The sequence below is a fragment of the Microbacterium sp. Y547 genome, from assembly GCF_057669785.1.
In genome coordinates this window covers 432,099-450,597 of the sequence record NZ_JBYHFN010000003.1, presented here as the reverse complement: position 1 = coordinate 450,597, position 18,499 = coordinate 432,099, and the positions used below count along the sequence as shown (strand labels likewise).

Sequence of the window (18,499 nt, the reverse complement as noted above, 5' to 3'; positions counted from 1 at the left end):
GAAGGAATGCACTGTGGATCTATACGAGTACCAGGCACGAGACCTTTTCGAGAAGTATGAGGTGCCGGTTCTCGCCGGCATCGTCGCGGACACGCCCGAGGAGGTGCGCGCAGCGGCCGAGAAGATCGGCGGCGTCGTCGTCGTGAAGGCGCAGGTCAAGACCGGAGGCCGCGGCAAGGCCGGCGGCGTCAAGGTCGCCAAGACCCCCGACGAGGCGTTCGAGGCAGCGCAGGCCATCCTCGGCCTCGACATCAAGGGCCACGTCGTCAAGCGCGTCATGGTCGCCCAGGGCGCACGCATCGACAAGGAGTACTACTTCTCGGTGCTGCTGGACCGGGCCAACCGCTCCTACCTGTCGCTCGCGAGCGTCGAGGGCGGCATGGAGATCGAAGAGCTCGCCGTGGAACGCCCCGAAGCGCTCGCGCGCATCGCGGTCGACCCGCAGCAGGGCATCGACAAGTCCAAGGCCGTCGAGATCGCCGAGGCGGCGGGCTTCGCCCCCGAGCTCGTCGACAAGGTCAGCGACGTCTTCGTCAAGCTCTACAACGTCTACACGGGCGAGGACGCGACCCTCGTCGAGGTCAACCCGCTCATCCTCTCGGAAGAGGGCGACATCATCGCGCTCGACGGCAAGGTCTCGCTCGACGAGAACGCCGAGTTCCGTCACCCCGATCACGCGCTCCTCGAAGACAAGGATGCCGCGGATCCGCTCGAGGCCAAGGCCAAGCAGAACGACCTCAACTACGTCAAGCTCGACGGCGAGGTCGGCGTCATCGGCAACGGCGCGGGCCTGGTCATGTCGACGCTCGACGTCGTCGCGTACGCCGGTGAGAACCACGGTGGCGTGAAGCCGGCGAACTTCCTCGACATCGGCGGCGGCGCCTCGGCCGAGGTCATGGCCGCGGGACTGGACGTCATCCTCGGCGACCCGCAGGTGAAGTCGGTCTTCGTCAACGTCTTCGGCGGCATCACGGCGTGCGACGCCGTCGCCAAGGGCATCGTCGGTGCCCTGGCCGAGCTCGGCGCGAGCGCCTCCAAGCCGCTCGTCGTGCGCCTGGACGGCAACAAGGTCGAAGAGGGACGCGCGATCCTGCGCGACGCGAATCACCCGCTCGTGACCCTCGCCGAGACCATGGACGAAGGCGCCGACAAGGCCGCCGAGCTCGCCAACGCGTAAAGGACTGCAGAACATGTCGATCTTCCTCAACAAGGATTCCAAGGTCATCGTCCAGGGCATCACCGGCGGCGAGGGCACGAAGCACACGGCCCTCATGCTGAAGGCCGGCACCCAGGTCGTGGGCGGCGTCAACGCCCGCAAGGCCGGCACGACCGTGCTGCACAAGGCGAAGGACGGCTCCGACGTCGAGCTGCCCGTCTTCGCGTCCGTCGCCGAGGCGATGGAGAAGACCGGCGCCGACGTGTCGATCGCGTTCGTGCCGCCCGCCTTCACGAAGGACGCGATGGTCGAGGCCATCGACGCCGAGATCCCGCTTCTCGTCGTCATCACCGAGGGCGTGCCCGTCGGTGACACCGCCGAGGCGTGGGCGTATGCGCAGTCCAAGGGCAACACGACGCGCATCATCGGCCCGAACTGCCCCGGCATCATCACGCCCGACGAGTCGCTCGTGGGCATCACCCCGGCCAACATCACGGGCAAGGGACCGATCGGTCTCGTCTCGAAGTCGGGCACCCTGACCTACCAGATGATGTACGAGCTTCGCGAGATCGGGTTCTCGACGGCCATCGGCATCGGCGGCGACCCGGTCATCGGCACGACGCACATCGACGCGCTCGCCGCTTTCGAGGCCGACCCCGAGACGAAGGCGATCGTCATGATCGGCGAGATCGGCGGCGACGCCGAAGAGCGTGCGGCCGACTTCATCAAGGCGAATGTCACCAAGCCCGTCGTCGGCTACGTCGCAGGATTCACCGCTCCCGAGGGTAAGACGATGGGCCACGCCGGCGCCATCGTCTCGGGCTCGGCGGGCACGGCACAGGCCAAGAAGGAAGCCCTCGAGGCCGCCGGAGTCAAGGTCGGGAAGACCCCGTCCGAGGCCGCCGCGCTCATGCGCGACATCATCAACTCGCTGTAGTCGAAAGACTCCGCACACAGGCGGATGCCGGGCCTCGAGCCCCGGCATCCGCCTTTGTCGTTGGGGCGCGGCAACCTGTGGTCGACGTATTTCGTCGGGCGCATCTCACTCCTGCACTTGTGGAAGGCCGCCCCGAGCCCTATGGTTCGAACCGGGATGCGGGCTGCTCATCACAGCTCGCATGGGGGGACGGGGATCTCAGCAGGAACCTTGCGGGCGGAAAGGCCCGAAAAGAGTCGGAGACCCCTTTGATCAGGGAACGTACGAGACGTCCCGCGCGCGCGGCGACCGTCGGCGCACCATCTGCGTGGCCCACGGCTCTCGTCGGAGCGCTCTGCGCGGGTCTCGCGATCGGCCAGATGGCCGGGGTCTCGGCCGCGTTGGCCGTGGAGACGACCGCCGCAGCTCCTGCACCCCGCACCTGGACTTCACCGGCTCCTCTTATCGACAGCGGGACCGAGCCGGCGCAGCCGCTGCCTCCCGTCGTTCTCGACGTCGAGGTGCCGGCGCCGCCGCTCGTTCCGACGACGCCCGTCCTGCCGCGCTCCGGCGATCGGATCGTCGTCCGCGTCGAGCTCGTTCCCGTCGCGCCGTCCGCGCCGCAGCCCGTCTCGCCGTTCGGACCCAACTGCCGTCAGGTCGACACCGGGTCGAAGCCCACGACGGGCGGCACCGGCTCGACCACGTCGACGAGCACGAGCAGCACGAGCCTCACCTGCGGCCCGGGAACGGTCGGACCCGGCACGATCGGTTCGACCCCCACACCGCCGCCCATCCCGAACATCCCGGGGCTGCCGACACCGCCGGTGCCTCCTGCGCCTCCTGCGCCGCCCGTGCCGCCGATCCCGGCTCCGGATCCCACGCCCGTCCCGACCCCGACCCCCGCACCCGACCCGGCACCGACGCCGGGTGAGACGTTCGACCCGGACGAGGTCGTCGGGGCTCCGGCGATCGTCTCGGTGCGTCCGCTCGACGTCGGCGATGCGACGCCGCAGCAGACCGCAGAGACCGAGCAGGTCGTCGCCGATCCGAGCGCAACCGTGCCGACGGGCGTCGATGAGTCACCGTCCGTTGCAGAGCCCACGCCGGAAGCCCCCGCCGCGCCCGTCACCGGAACCACCGAACTCCCGGATGCGCCCGCGGCGCCCGCGCCCGTCGCACGCGCCTCCGCGCCCGCGGCACCGGCTGTCGCGGACGTCGACGAGGCCGCGACCGACTGGGTCGTCTCGGCGAGCGGCGACGTCACAGTGACCGTCGAGGGTGCAGAACTCGTCGTCGTCGCGGACGGAGTCACGACGCGGCGGGATGCGGCATCCGTCATCTCGCTCACGATCTCAGCCGGCGGCCGGGTGAGCCTGCCCGCTTCGCTTCCGGTGCCGACCACGGTCACGAGCGCTGCCGTGCTCGCCGTCGCGGGCACAGACCTCGCATGGACGACCGACGGCGCCGGCGCCGGACAGGTCGGCGACGTCACGTTCACGTCCGTCGGCGAACTCGCCGCGATGGGCGCCGGGCACCGTCTGCACGGCCCTGCGGCCGACACGACGTGGCGCATCATGGGCGACGGCGCAGGTACCGTCGGCGCCCAGAGCTTCTCGGGTTTCGCGGGCATCGTCGGCTCTGCCACGGGCCGCGACGACGTCATCGTCGTCGGTGCCGGCCACATCGGATCGATCCACGGCGGCGCCGTCGGAGACGACGTGCTGCGGTTCGAGGGAGCGCAGACCGCGATCACCTCGCGCCCGAACGGGCCCGAGTCCGGCACGCTCACCATCGGCGGCCGCGTCATCGCCTACACCGGCATCGCGACCCTCGGTCCCGTGGACACGACCGACTTCGACGTCGCAGACACGACCCCCGACGACACGATCGAGATCTCGGCCGATGCCGACAACCTCGGCCACATCCTCGTGCGCAGCCTCACGAACGCGTTCGAGTCGCACTCGGTGCGGCCGATCGGCTCGTTCACCGTCACGACGACGGGCGCCGGGTCGATCATCCGGATCACGGGAGTCCTCGTCTTCCACGGCGTCACTTTCCTGTTCGAGGCGACCCAGATCATCCTCGTCGCCGGCACGACGCTCGACGGCGGCGACGCCGACGTCACCCTCACGGCGATCGCCGCCTCGGCCGACGAGACCGCTGCGGTCGCCGAGGTGCTCATGACCGATGCGATCATCCGCGGTGGAAACGTCACCGCGACCGCGACCGCGACGAGCACGGTGGATGCGGGAGCGACGGTCGGCCTCGCGATCGGCGAGAGCACGTCGTCGGCGACGGTCCGCCTCGAGGGCACCTCGCGCATCGAGGCGACGGCCGATGTGACCCTCGCGAGCTTGTCGACGGCGACGCTCGTCACGACATCCCAGGGCGCGGGAGAAGACGCCGACGTCGATGCCGCCGTGGCCATCGCGACCATCGACAACTCCGCGGCCACGACCGTGACCGGCATGTCGTCGATCGCCGCCGGCGGCGTCGTGACCCTGGCGGCGACCACCGTCACGACCGCGACGACCACGGCGGACGCGACGGCGGCGACAGCCGGTGCCGGCATCGCGACGACCCGGGCCACGACCCGCACCGCCGCCGTCATCGACACCGCCGCTCCGGCCGGGATCGTCGCCGCGGGGGGCCTGCGCGTCGCCGCCGATTCGACGCACACGCTCACGACGTCGGCGACGGGGAGCCCCGGCGGCGCGACCTCGAACGGAACGACTCCGAACCAGGCGACGGCGACCGCCTCGCAGCCCGGCGGCTACGCCACCGCACCGGGCGGTGCGATCGGCGTCGCCGGTGCCCTCGCCTTCTCTGAGTTGGACCAGCAGTCGACGGCACACATCGGGGGAGCGACCCCGGTCGTGATCGACGCGGCCGGCGGCATCGCCGTCACGTCGACGAGCTCGGGCTCGGCCTCGACCGACGCCGACGCCTCAGCGGTCGCCGGATCGGCGACGGGCGTCGGGGTGGCCGTCTCGATCAACGTCGCATCCACTCGCACGCAGGCGAGCATCGGCAACGCCGACATCTCGTCGCCGGTCGTCGCGGTCAGCGCGACGGCAGCCCCCCGGACGGCGGCCGAGACGAACCAGTACCGCGCGCAGGCCGTCTCGGGCGCGGGCGGAGCGTCGTCGGTCGGTGCCGCCGGAGCACTCGCGATCAACGTCGCGTCGTTCTGGACGCACGCCGCGATCCAGCCCGGAGTGAGGGTGACCGCCCCGGCGACGGACTTCTCGTTCACGGCACGCACCGACAACACCACGATCGCGCGAGCGCTGCCCGGATCGCAGGGAGGTGCCGCGACCGGCATCGGCGCGAGCATCGCCCTGAACATCGTCAACGACTCGGCACTGGCCGAGGTCGCCGACGGCGCGACGCTCACGGGTGCCGCCGACCTCTCGCTGACGGCATCGACGACGGCGCCGGCGGTCACCGAAGCACGCGGCGGTGTCTCCTCCGCCGCTGCGATCTCGATGGTCCTCGCGGTCACGATCTCGAACGTCTCGACCCGCGCCCGTGTGGGCACGGGGTCGCCGCTCGTCCTCACCGGCGCCTACTCGGCCACCGCGACGCAGGCCGCGCCCGTCGCGACGACCGCGACCGGCGACGTGTCGGCCGAGGGCGGCGCCGCCGTCGCCGCGGTCATCGCGCTCACGTTCGCCGACCACACCGTTCGCTCCGAACTCGCGCGCAACGTCACGGCCGGGGAGTCCATCACGCTGCGTGCGACCGGGATGGCCTCGTCGGCCACGACGGCGTCGGCGTCGGCGACGGGTGCTCCCGGCGAGGACTCCGCGGATGCGCAGGCTCCCGCGGCGCAGGCTGTCGACGCACGAGCCTGGGCAGACGCGGCGGCTCCGGCATCGGGTGCCGCCGAGGGTGGAACGGGCGGCAGCGGATCGACGCCGATCCCGACACCGAGCACACCGCAGGGCGACGTCACCGTGACAGCCGCGTTCGCCCTCACCGTCCACCAGCTCGCGGTCGACACGTCGGTGTCGGGCATCGCCCTCATCGCCCCGACCGTTCGCCTCGAATCGCTCGCCAACCTCTCGGCCTCCTCGACGGCGACGGGATCGCCCGCGACGCGCGGCCCCCCGAGCGGCACCACGATCGCAGCGGCCGTGGCGATCACCGTGGCGGACGTCACCGTCCGCGCCGAGGCCGGCCCCTCGGCCAGCATCACCGCAGACTCGTTCCAGCTCATCGCGGGCATCGCCCCGCAGAACGCGGCGGGCGTATCCGACGCCTCGCACCGCTTCACCACCACCGCCACCGGCGGAGCCGGATCCGGAGGCGACCTCGGAGTCGCCGGATCGGTTGCCATCTCGGTCGTCGTCCTCCGCACGACGGCAGGGCTCGCGCCGGGTGCAGCCGTCGCCCTCGGCGGCGGATCGCTGTCGATCTCCGCCACATCGGCGTCGCAGAGCACAGCCTCCGCCCTTCTCGCAGACGGCGGTGCGGGCACCCCGACGACCGGCATCGGCGCGGCCTTCGCGCTCACCAGCATCGACCACACGACGACCGCATCGATCGGCGACGGAGCAACCGTCACCGGCGGCGGTGACGTCACGATCGCGGCGACATCGACGGATGCCGCATCCGCCGTCGCGCAGGGCTCGGCCCGCGGCGGGGACATCGCCGTCGCACCGTTCGTCGCCGTCACGCTCTCGACGATCACGACGCGCGCCCACATCGGCAGCGGTGCAACGCTCGCCCTGACCGACGCCCTCTCGGTGACGGCAGGACAGCGTGCGACGGCCTCGACCGAAGCGCGCTCGGCGACCGGCACGACGGCGGGAGCCGCGGTCGGGGCGGGAGTCGCCCTGACCATCTCGACGCACACCGTGACCGCGGGCCTGGCGCGCAGCGCCACCGTAGGAGGAACCGCGACGCTCGCGGCCGCCTCGATCTCGCGCTCGACCGCGACGGCGTCGGCTTCGGCGGGCGGCGCCCCCGAGAACCCGGCCGAGTCCGGCGATGCGACCAGCCCCGGGGGAGCCGCGGGATCGGGCGTCGACGACACCATCGCTGCGACCCGCGACCACGCGGGCGCTGTCGCGACCGGCGCCGGCGGCTCGGGCAGCGGTTCCGCCGCCACGCCGAGCGCGTCGACGTCGCAGGGCGAGATCAACGCCGCCGCCGCTGTCGCGGTGACCCTCGCGACGGTCGACGTCGCGGCTACCCTCGGCAACGGCATCACGCTGACAGCGACGGGTGCCGTCTCGCTCAGCGCGGGGCAGAACACCGACGCGACGTCGACGGCCGACGGCTCGGCGTCGCAGGGAACGGATGCCACGATCGGCGCCGCGGTCGCGATCACCCTCGCGACCGTGACGAACCGGGCGAGCATCGGCACGGGCGCGACCGTCCGTGCGCCCTCGACACTGCTGCTGGCATCGACCGTGGCCGACGACGCCGATGTCACCTCGACGATCGGCGCGCACGCGACGGCCGGCGCCGGCGGAGGCAAGGTATCGGTCGCGGGCGCCTTCGCCCTCGCGATCGTCGACATCGACACGGCCGCGACACTCGCAGGCGCGGTCGGAGGCGGCACCGTCACGATCGGGGCCGGCGCGAACTCGACCACCGCGACGACGGCTCTCCCAGCCGGACGGGGGGTGACGGAGGCGGGCGACCTGGGACTGGGGGGCTCAGTGGCGCTCGCCCTCGTTACCGTCGCCGTGCTCGCCGAGGTTTCGGACACCGCGACGCTTCCCGCGGCGACGGCCCTCACGATCACGGCGGACACGACCGTGCTCACGACCGTCGAGGCGCGGATGGGTGCCGCCGGCGGAGGCGTCGCGATCACGCCCGTCGTGGCCCTGGCACTCTCTGACGTCGCAACGGTCTCGCGCATCGGCACGGGCGCGCTCACGACCGTGGCGGGTGCCGTGCAGCTCACCGCCCGGCAGTCCGCCACCGCGACGACGACGGCGGGCGCGATCGTCGTCGGAGCCGGCGATGCGGGTATCGGCGCCGCGCTCGCCCTCACGATCTCCGATCACCGAGCCCGAGCGATACTCGCCCGCAGCATCGGCGCGCAGAGCGTGCTGCTCGCCGCGCACGGGCAGTCCGACACGACCGCAACCTCGACGGCCTCTGTCGCCGGCGCCCCCGAGAACACCTCAGGCGGGGCTGACGCCGGCGGCGCGGCAGGATCTGGCGTCGACGAGGCCATCGCGGCGGAACGCGGGCACGCCGACACCGTCTCGACGGCGCACGGCGGCGCCGGAACAGGAGCCGCGACGACGCCCTCGGCCGAGACGTCGCAGGGTGGCGTCAACGCCGCCGCGGCCGTCGCCGTCGTGATCGCGACGACGCGCTCGACGATCGACCTCGCCTCAGGCGTCGCCGTCACCGCGACGGGAACCGTGCGGCTGGACAGTGCGCTCGACACCGACGTGCTCGCGCGGGCCGACGGATCCGCGTCGCAGGGCACGGACGCCACGATCGGGGCCGCCGTCGCGGTGGTCCTCGTCGATGCCGCGAACACCGCGGTCGTCCCCGTGGGCGTCTCGATCACGGCGGGCAGCCTCGAAGCCACGGCACGTGCCCTCACCGACTCCGACGACGGCGTTTCGCGCATCGGCGCCGAGTCGGTCGCCGGTGCGGGCGGCGGTGACGTCTCGATCGCCGGATCCGTGGCGATCGTCATCGCGACGCTCGACACGCGCGTCGCCCTCGCCGGAACCGCGACGCTGACGGGGGCGCTCGCCCTCGCGGCATCCGATGCTCATGCCGTCACGGCCAAGGCGCTTCCTGCCGGACAGGGCGTGACCGACGCGGGCGACCTGGGCATCGGCGCCTCCTTCGCCCTCGCCCTCGTCACGGCGGCGACTTCGACCCGGCTCGACGGTGCGGTCACCGGCGCGACCAGTGTCGCGCTCACCGCCGTCGGCGCCTCGGACGTGAGCGCTGAGGCACGCATGGGCGCCGCCGGCGGCGGCGTCGCCATCGCCCCCGCTGCCGCCGTCGTGCTCGCCACGACGGTCGTCACAGCCGCCATCGGAACGGGCACCGCGCTCACGACGCCGGGCGCCGTCACGGTGCTCGCCGACCAGCGGGCGACGGCCGGAACGACGGCAGGCGCCATCGTCGTCGGTGCAGGCGATGCGGGCATCGGCGCCGCGCTGGCCCTCACGATCGCCCATGCGACGACGACGGCCCAGCTGGGCCGCGCCATCACTGCAGCGACGCTCACTCTCGAAGCACGCACGCGCACCGTGACCACGTCGACGGCGACGGCATCGTCGTCGGGTGCCCCCGAGAACGCGGGCGGCGGCGGCGGAGCCGGGGTCGACTCCGCGATCGGTGCCGAGCGTCAGCACGCCGACTCGACCGCTTCCGCGCACGGCGCCGCCGGCTCGGGTACCGCCGCGACGCCGAGCGCGCAGTCCTCGCAGGGCGGCATCAACGCAGCCGCCGCGATCGCCGTGACGGTGGCGGGAACCGACACGCGGGCAGCGATCCTGCCGGGCGCCGTGGTCGTCGCATCCGAATCCGTGACGGTCCTCGCCCGCGCCGATGGCGACGCCTCATCGTCGGCCGACGGATCCGCATCGCAGGGCGCGGACGCCACGATCGGCGCCGCGGTCGCGATCACCCTCTCGAATGTCGCGACCGATGCCGCGCTGGCCGCCGGTGCCTCTGTCCGCACGCCGGTGCTGACGGTGCGGGTGGACCAGGTCGTGCCGTCGGGCGACGGCACCTCCACGACGCAGGCTCGCTCCGTCGCGGGCGCCGGCGGCGGCACCGTGTCGGTTGCCGGCTCGTTCGCCCTCGCGGTCGTGGGACACGCCGCGCGCGCATCCGTCGCGGGAACCGTGACCGGCGGGGCCGTCGCGGTCATCGCGGTCACAGCGACCCAGACGACGGTCGCGGCGCTCCCCGCCGGAATCGGCGTGACCGACGCCGGCGACCTCGGCGTCGGCGCATCCGTCGCCCTCGCTCTCATCACCGAGCGTACGACCGCCGACATCGCCGACGGCGCCGCGCTCTCGGGGGTCGGCGCCCTGTCCCTCACCGCCGATGCGGCCAGCGGAGCCTCGAGCGAAGCACGCATGGGCGCGCGCGGCGGCGGTGTCGCGCTGGCTCCCGCCGTCGCGGTCACCCTGTCCGATGTCACCACGACGAGCCGGATCGGCACGGGAGCCCTCACGACCCTCACGGGCGCCCTCACGGTATCGGCAGCACAGCGGGCGACGGCGACCGCGACGGCCTCGTCGCAGACGCTCGCCGCGACCGACGCCGGGATCGGGCTCGGGCTGGCCCTCGTGCTCGCGACGCACTCCGCGCGCTCCGTGCTCGCGCGGAGCCTCACGACCAGCGGCGCGGTGACTCTGCAGGCGACCGCCATCTCCACCGCCACCTCGACAGCGTCCGCCTCGGCAGCCGGCGCCCCCGACAACGAGACGGGCGGTGCGGCGGGCACGGGCGTCGACGCCGCCGTCGAGTCGGAGCGCGCGCACGCCTCGAACGCCTCGCTCGCGAACGGCGGAGCGGGCGCGGCGACCGCCGCACCGAGCGCCGCATCGTCGCAGGGCGGCATCAACGCGGCGGCCGCCGTCGCCGTGACGATCTCGTCGGTGCGCTCCGAGACGGTGCTCGGCACGGGGGTCGCCCTCGTCGCCGGCGCGGTAACGCTTCTCACCGGCGTCAACGCCGACGCCTCCTCGAACGCCGACGGCTCCGCATCCCAGGGGGCGGATGCCACGATCGGAGCTGCCGTCGCCATCACGCTCGCCGACATCGTCAACCAGGCCGTCGTGCCCGTCGGAGCTTCCGTGCGCGCATCGTCGCTCACGGCGACGGCGACCTTCGTGCTCGACGGCGCCGATGACACCTCGACCGTCGGTGCGCACTCCGTCGCGGGGGCGGGGGGCGGTGCGGTCTCGGTCGCCGGTTCCTTCGCACTCGCGATCCTGGATGGCTTCACGCGTGCCGGGGCCGACGGCAGCGTCGTCCTGACGGGCGGAGCGCTCTCTGCCAGCGCCGTGTCGCGTTCGACCACGACCGTGACGGCGCTGCCTGCGGGCGTCGGCGTCACCGACGCGGGCGACCTGGGCCTCGGCGCCTCCGTCGCCCTCGCGATCGTCACGCACCGCACGACGGCGGACATCGCCGACGGCGCGACCGTCACCGGCGCGGGGTCGCTCACCCTGTACGCGACGGGCCGTGCGGTGACGACCGTCGAAGCGCGCATGGGAGCCGCGGGAGGCGGCGTCGCGCTCTCGCCCGCCGTCGCGATCGCTCTGACGACGGACGCCGCGACCGCGCGCATCGGAACCGGTGCCCTGCTCTCCATCGCGGGGCTGGTCGATCTCGACGCCGTGCTCGAAGCGACCGCGACGGCCACCGCGTCGTCCTCGACGCTCGGGGCGGGCGATGCGGGCATCGGCATCGGAGTCGCCCTCGCGATCGCCAATCACTCCGCTCTCACCGAGCTCGCCCGCAGCCTCACGGCGGGCGGCGACATCACCCTGTCGACCTTCCTCGCGTCGGCATCCACCGCGCGGGCCTCGGCGTCTGCGGCCGGTGCCCCTGGTGCCGACGCGGGCGGCGGTGCAGGGTCGGGTGTCGACGACGCCGTCGCCTCGGAGCGCGCACACGCCGATGGCGTCGCATCGGCCCACGGCGCCGGCACGAGCGGTACGGCGGCGACCCCCAGCGCATCGTCGTCGCAGGGCGGCGTCAATGCCGCGGCGGCTGTCGCCGTAACTCTGAGCACGGCGCGTGCCCAGGCACGCCTCACGGGTTCCGTCGTCGTCACGAGCGCGGGACGCGTTGCGCTGGACAGTCTCGCGAACGCGGATGCGTCGTCGTTCGCCGACGGGTCCGCGTCGCAGGGCGCCGACGCCACGATCGGCGCCGCCGTCGCGATCACCCTCGCCGACTCCCTCAACCAGGCCGTCGTCCCCAGCGGCGCACGCATCGCCGCCCAGCATGCGTCGGTCATCGCGGGCGTGCACGTCGTGGGTGCGGATGCCGCTTCGGACGTCGTCGCGCGGTCGGTCGCCGGCGCGGGCGGCGGCAGTGTCTCGATCGCGGGGTCCTTCGCCCTCGCCGTCGTCACACCCAGGACCCTCGCGGCCATCGACGGAACGCTCGCCCTCACCGGCGGAGACGCGACCGTCGGCGCCGCAAGCGCCCTCACCTCCACCGTGTCGGCGCTTCCGGCCGGTGCCGGCGTGACGGATGCGGGTGACTTCGGCTTCGGTGCATCGGTCGCCCTCAACCTCATCACCGACCGCACGACCGCCCGTGTCACGAACGGCGCCGTGATCACCGGTGCTCGTCATGTGTCTGTGTCGGCGTCTGCGTCGAGTGCGGGTGTGACGGAGGCGCGGATGGGTGCTGCCGGTGGTGGTGTTGCGTTGTCGCCTGCGGTTGCTGTGACTCTTTCGACGGTGGAGACGGCGGCGGTGGTGGGCACGGGTGGTGCGACGTCGTTGTCGGGTTCGTTGTCGGTGGGGGCGACGCAGAAGGCGTCGGCGTCGTCGGTGGCGTCTGCGGCTGTTGTCGGGGCGGGTGATGCGGGGATCGGTGTGGGTCTTGGTCTCACGATCGCGGGTCATTCTGTTGCTGCTCGGCTGGGTCGGAGTGTCACGGCGGGTGTGGATGTCACGCTGCGTGCGAGTGGGGTCTCGTCGTCGTCGTCGACGGCGTCGGCGTCCGCTGCGGGGGCTCCGGAGAATTCCAGTGGCGGTGCGGCCGGGACGGGTGTGGATCAGGCGATCGAGGCGGAGCGGTCGCATGCATCGTCGACGTCGAGCACGAATGGTGGTGCGGGTGCGGCTGGTGGGCCGGCGCCGGCTGCGGAGTCGTCGCAGGGTGGTATCAATGCTGCGGCGGCGGTCGCGGTGACTCTTGCGACGGTCACGGCTGAGACGGTCATCTCTTCGGGTGTGTCGATCACGGCGGGTGGCGCGGTTGTGCTGGCGTCGAGTGCGAACGCTGATGCTGCGTCGGCCGCTGACGGGTCGGCGTCGCAGGGGTCGGATGCGACGATCGGCGCGGCTGTGGCGATCACTCTGGCTGATGTGCGCAACCGGGCGGCCGTGCCTGCCGGTGTCACGGTGCGCGCGCAGAACCTGACGGTTTCGAGCGCGGTCGCTGCTGATGGTGCTGATACGACGTCGACGTTCGGTGCGCGGTCTGTCGCGGGGGCCGGTGGTGGAGGGGTGTCGATCGCGGGTTCCTTCGCGCTGGCGGTCGTGAATCACACGACGCGTGCGGGGATCGATGGCACGGTGGTCCTCACCGGCGGTGACGTCACGCTCACGGCGGCAAGCGATATGTCCTCCACGGTGTCGGCGCTTCCGGCCGGTGCCGGGGTGACCGATGCGGGGGATCTCGGTTTCGGTGCGTCCGTCGCTTTGAACCTCATCACCGACAAGACCAGCGCCGAGATCGGCAACGGCGTAACCCTGACCGGTGCTCGTCATGTGTCTGTGTCGGCGTCTGCGTTGAGTGCGGGTGTGACGGAGGCGCGGATGGGTGCTGCCGGTGGCGATGTATCGCTCGCGCCCGCCGTCGCCATCACGCTCTCCAACGTCACGACGTGGACGAGAATCGGCACGGGCGCCCTGTCGGTGACCGGCTCGCTGACATCGACGGCATCGCAGAAGGCGAGCGCGTCGACGACAGCCTCGTCGTCGACGGCGGATGCCGCGACCGCCGCGATCGGCGTGAGCCTCGCGCTCACGATCGGCAACCACGCCGTCAGCTCGACCCTGGCACGCAACGTCACAGCGGGGGTCGATGTCACCCTCGGTGCGTCGAGCATCTCTTCGACGGCCTCGATCGCAGTTGCCTCGGCCGCGGGGGCGCCTGAAAACAGTTCGGACTCCGGCGACGCGGCGAACCCCGGCGGCGGCGCGGGCACGGGGGTCAACGACCTCGCCGCGAACGAACGCCAGCACGCAGACACCGTCGCGGCGGCCAACGGCGGCGATCCTTCCGGCGACCAGGCCGCTCCTGCCGCAGAATCCAGCGACGGCGGCGTCAACGCGGCGGCAGCCATCGCCATCACGATCGCGACGGTCCGCGCGCACACCGTCGTCGACCCCGGTGTCACCGGCGTCACGGCGGGCGGCCACGTCGTGTTCGCCTCCGGTGCGAACACCGACGCCGCGTCCTCGGCAGACGGCTCGGCTGCCGGCGACGCCGATGCGACGATCGGCGCGGCCGTCGCCCTGACCCTCGCCAACGTACGCAACACCGCCCATGTGCCGGTTACCCTCACGGTGCGCGCACAGCACCTCACCCTCCGCGCGACCGTCACCGCCGACGGTGCCGACACGACCGCGACGATGGGCGCCGCGGCGGTGTCCGGCGCGGGCGGCGGCAAGATCTCGGTCGCGGGCTCGTTCGCCCTCGCCGTCGTGAACCACACGACCCGCGCCGGCATCGACGGAACGGTCACCCTCTCCGGCGGCGACGCGACGCTCACGGCGGCAAGCCGCATCTCGACCACGGTCACCGCCCTGCCCCACGGCGCGGGCGCCGTCGCGACAGGAGACGCCGGCGTCGGTGCATCCGTCGCTCTCTCCCTCATCACCGATCGGACGACCGCCGAGATCGCCGACGGCGTCGCCCTGACCGGGGCACGCAACGTCACCCTGTCGGCGACGGCCCACGACACGGCGGTCACCGAGGCGCGCATGGGCGCCTCGGGCGGTGCCGTCGCGGTCGCTCCCGCCGTCGCCGTGACGCTCTCGAACGTCACGACCGCGACGCGCATCGGCACGGGCACGCTGACGATCTCGGGAACCCTCGAGATGACCGCGACCGAGAAGGCGACGGCCGACACGACGGCGTCGTCGGCCGTCCTGGATGCGACTGATGCCGCGATCGGCGTCGGATTCGCCCTCACGATCGCCAACCACGGCGCACTGTCGACACTCGCGCGCAACGTGACTGCGGGTGTCGCCGTGACGCTGCGCGCCGCGAGTGTCTCGGTGTCGAGTGCGGTCGCCTCGGCCTCGGCGGCGGGCGCCCCCGCCAACGAAGCATCCGATGACCCCGCCAACCCCGGCGGCGCAGCCGGCACGGGGGTCGACCAGCTCGCACAGCGGGAACGCAGCCACGCCGACAGTGTGTCCGTGGCCAACGGCGGCGAGTCCTCCGGCACGCAGGCCACGCCGACCGCCGCGACGAGCGACGGTCCCGTGAGCGTCGCCGCCGCGATCGGCATCGTCATCTCGAACGTGCGCGCTGAGACCGTGATCGATCCGGTCGTTTCCCAGATCACGGCCGGAGGCGCCGTGACCCTCGCGTCGAGCGTCAACACCGACGCACGCTCGGGGGCCGACGGCTCCGCGGCGGGCGAGGGCGACGCGACGATCGGAGCGGGTGTCGCCCTCACGCTGTCGACGACGACCAACCGCGCCACGGTGCCCGCGACGCTGACGATCACCGCCCGCGATGTCGCCCTGTCGGCGACGGTCACCGTCGACGGAACCGACCGGACCTCGACGTTCGGCGCTGCAGCATCGTCGGGGGCCGCGGGTGGCAACGTCTCGGTCGCCGGTTCGGTCGCCATCGCGATCGTGACGACTCGCACCCTCGCGGCCGTGTACGGCAGGCTCGTTCTCACGGGCGGCGATGTCACGCTCACCGCCGCGAGCGACGTGGCCGGCACCGTGACGGCCCTGCCCACGGGTGACGGCACGACGGGCGCGGGGGATGCCGGCATCGGCGCGGCCTTCGCGCTCACCCTCGACACGCACGAGACGACGGCGCTCATCGACGACGGGGTCTCGGTGACGGGGGCGCGCGACGTGCTGCTCGTCGCCGATGCCCGCGACGCCACGGTCACCGAAGCGCGCATGGGCGCAGCCGGCGGCGGTGTCGCCGTCGCCCCCGCCGTCGCGATCGTGCTGTCCAACGTCACGACCCGCGCGCGCATCGGTGCGGGCACGCTGGCGGCATCGCGCGACGTGCTCCTGCGCGCGACGCAGCATGCCGCGGCAGACAACGCCGCGAGTGCCTCCGCGATCGCGTCGGAAGACGCGGCCGTCGGCGTCGGCCTCGCGCTCACGATCGCGAACCACACGGTCACGGCGACGCTCGCGCGTGCCGTGACCGCCGGTAGGCACTTCACGATGCAGGCGTCCAGCTGGTCACGCTCCAGCGCGCGCGCGTCCGCATCGGCAGCCGGTGCCCCCGAGAACAACGCCGACGGCGCCGACCCGGCGAACCCGGGTGGCGCGCCCGGGACGGGCGTCGATGACCAGGTCGGCGGGCAGCGCGACCATGTCGACGGTGTCGCCGCCGCCAACGGCGTCGAGGGCTCCGGCGGCGCTCAGACGCCGAACGCCGAGACGAGTGGCGGGCCCGTCAACGTCGCCGCCGCGATCGGCATCGTCATCTCCACCGTGCGCGCCCTGTCGATCATCGACCCTCAGGTCGGGGCGATCACCGCCGGCGGCACCGTGACGCTGTCTTCGTCGCAGAACACCGATGCGGCATCCGCCGCAGACGGCACGGCCTCGCGCGGAGGCGACGCCGCCATCGGCGCGGGCGTCGCGATCACCTACGCCGACGTCGTCAATCACTCCGTCGTCCCGGCGACCCTCACCGTCCGCGCGCGCACACTCACGGTCTCGGCGACCATGACCGTGGACGGCACAGACATCGTGTCGACGATGAGTGCGACGGCGTCCTCGGGGGCAGGCGGCGGAAAGGTCTCGGTCGCCGGATCCGTCGCGATCGGCATCATCACGATCGACACGCTCGCGGGCGTCTCGGGCACCGTCGTCCTCACGGGCGGCGATGCGATGCTCGCCGCCGGCAGTGCGCTGGACACCACGATCAAGGCGCTCGCCGCCGAAGACGGTGTCGTCGCGACCGGCGATGTCGGAGTCGGCGCCTCGTTCGCGCTCGCCCTCGTGACGCTCCAGACGCACGCGCGCCTCGACGACGAGGTTTCCCTCACCGGTGCCGCGCGCATCGTCCTCGTCGCCGCATCGACGAGCGTCACGGTCACCGAGGCTTCGATGGGGGCGAAGGGCGGTGACGTCACCGTGACGCCTGCGATCGCGATCACGGTCTCGAATGTCCGCACGAGCACGGTGCTCGGCTCGCTCGCCTCCGGGCCGATCCGAGCCACCGGTGACGTGCAGCTCTCGGCGAGCCAGCACACCTCTGTCCACACGACGGCCGGCGCCGTCGCGACCGAGGGCGCCGATGCCGCAGTCGGCATCGCGATCGCCCTGACGTTCGCGTTCGACGAGACATTCGCCACGACCCGGCGCAGCATCGAATCGGGCGGATGGACGACGCTGTCCGCCGTGGGGTCATCGCGCAACGGCGCGACCGCCAACGCGTCCGCGAGCGGTGCGCCCGGCGAGGAGAGCCCGGATGCGCCCTCGGGAGACGTCGACGCGCAGGTGCAGGACCAGCGTGACTACGCCAACGCCGCGAGCGTCGGCAACGGCGGCGGGGGGGTGCAGAACAGCGGGAACCCCTCGGCATCGACGAGCGACGGCGGCGTCTCGGTCGCGGGTGCCGTGGCCCTCACCCTCGCCGATGTGAGTTTCACGGCCTGGCTGCCCGACGAGCTCGAGATCACCGCCGGCGGGCACGTGTGGCTGCTCACAGCCGCGCAGGTCGACGGGATCTCCGCCGCATCCGGAACCGCTCTGGCCGGAGAGGACGCCGGCGTCGGCGTCGCCGTCGCCCTCACGCTCGTGTTCCTCGAGAATCGCGCATGGGTCGGCGAGAACGCCGTCATCGACGCGAACGGCTTCGCGGCAGCGGCCACGATGACCGTGATCGGCGACGACAGGACGCACGACTTCTCGGCTGTCGCCGAAGCCGGGGCAGGATCCAAGGACGTCGGCGTCGCCGGCGCCGTCGCGCTCAACATCGTCACGAACTCGACCGAGGCGTGGATCCCCGGCAGCGCCCGCGTCGATTTCGGAACGGGCGACGTCACGATCGCAGCCGAGACCCGCCGCGCCGACACCGCCAAGGCCACCGCCGACGCGGTCGGCGGTGCTTCCGGCACGGGTGTCGGCGCATCGTTGGCGGTCAACGTCATCGCCGAGGACGTGACGCGCGCCGAGATCATGGACGGCGCCGATGTCACCGGCGGTGCGGCAGTCACGATCCGCGCCGATCACGCCGACACGGTCGTCGGCGAGGTCACGGCGGGTTCTGAGGGCGGCACCGCGGTGAGCCCGGCCGTCGGCATCAACGTCGTCCTTCCGGTCGTCCTCGCCCGACTCGGCACGCCCGGCCCACGCGCGTTCGTCGCGACCGGGCCCGTGACGGTGCGCGCGACGTACACCGGATCGGTGACGCTCACCGGTGATGCGGATGCCGCCGGCGGCAGCGTCGCGATCGGCGCCATCATCGTCGTCAACGTCGTCGACGCCGATGTGCTCGCCGCCGTCGAACGC

Annotated in this window: 3 protein-coding genes (1 of these 3 running past the window's edge); all 3 read left to right on the top strand. The window is 72.8% G+C overall.

All coding sequences use genetic code 11. The features are described 5' to 3' along the window. Positions 1 to 13: 13 nt before the first annotated feature. On the top strand, positions 14 to 1,177 hold the full coding sequence (gene sucC / locus AC25Y0_RS07220) for an ADP-forming succinate--CoA ligase subunit beta (protein ID WP_488121923.1): 1,164 nt from the start codon (positions 14 to 16) through the stop codon (positions 1,175 to 1,177). Positions 1,178 to 1,190: 13 nt separating this feature from the next. Further along, positions 1,191 to 2,093, top strand: coding sequence for a succinate--CoA ligase subunit alpha (gene sucD, locus AC25Y0_RS07215; RefSeq protein WP_488121924.1), 903 nt, complete (start codon positions 1,191 to 1,193; stop codon positions 2,091 to 2,093). 359 nt (positions 2,094 to 2,452) lie between these two features. Then, a protein-coding gene (locus AC25Y0_RS07210; protein WP_488134449.1) for a hypothetical protein crosses the window boundary here: on the top strand, positions 2,453 to 18,499 show its 5' portion. It continues 14,112 nt past the right edge of the window; 16,047 of the gene's 30,159 nt are visible here — the first part of the coding sequence; its start codon is at positions 2,453 to 2,455; its stop codon lies off the right edge, out of view.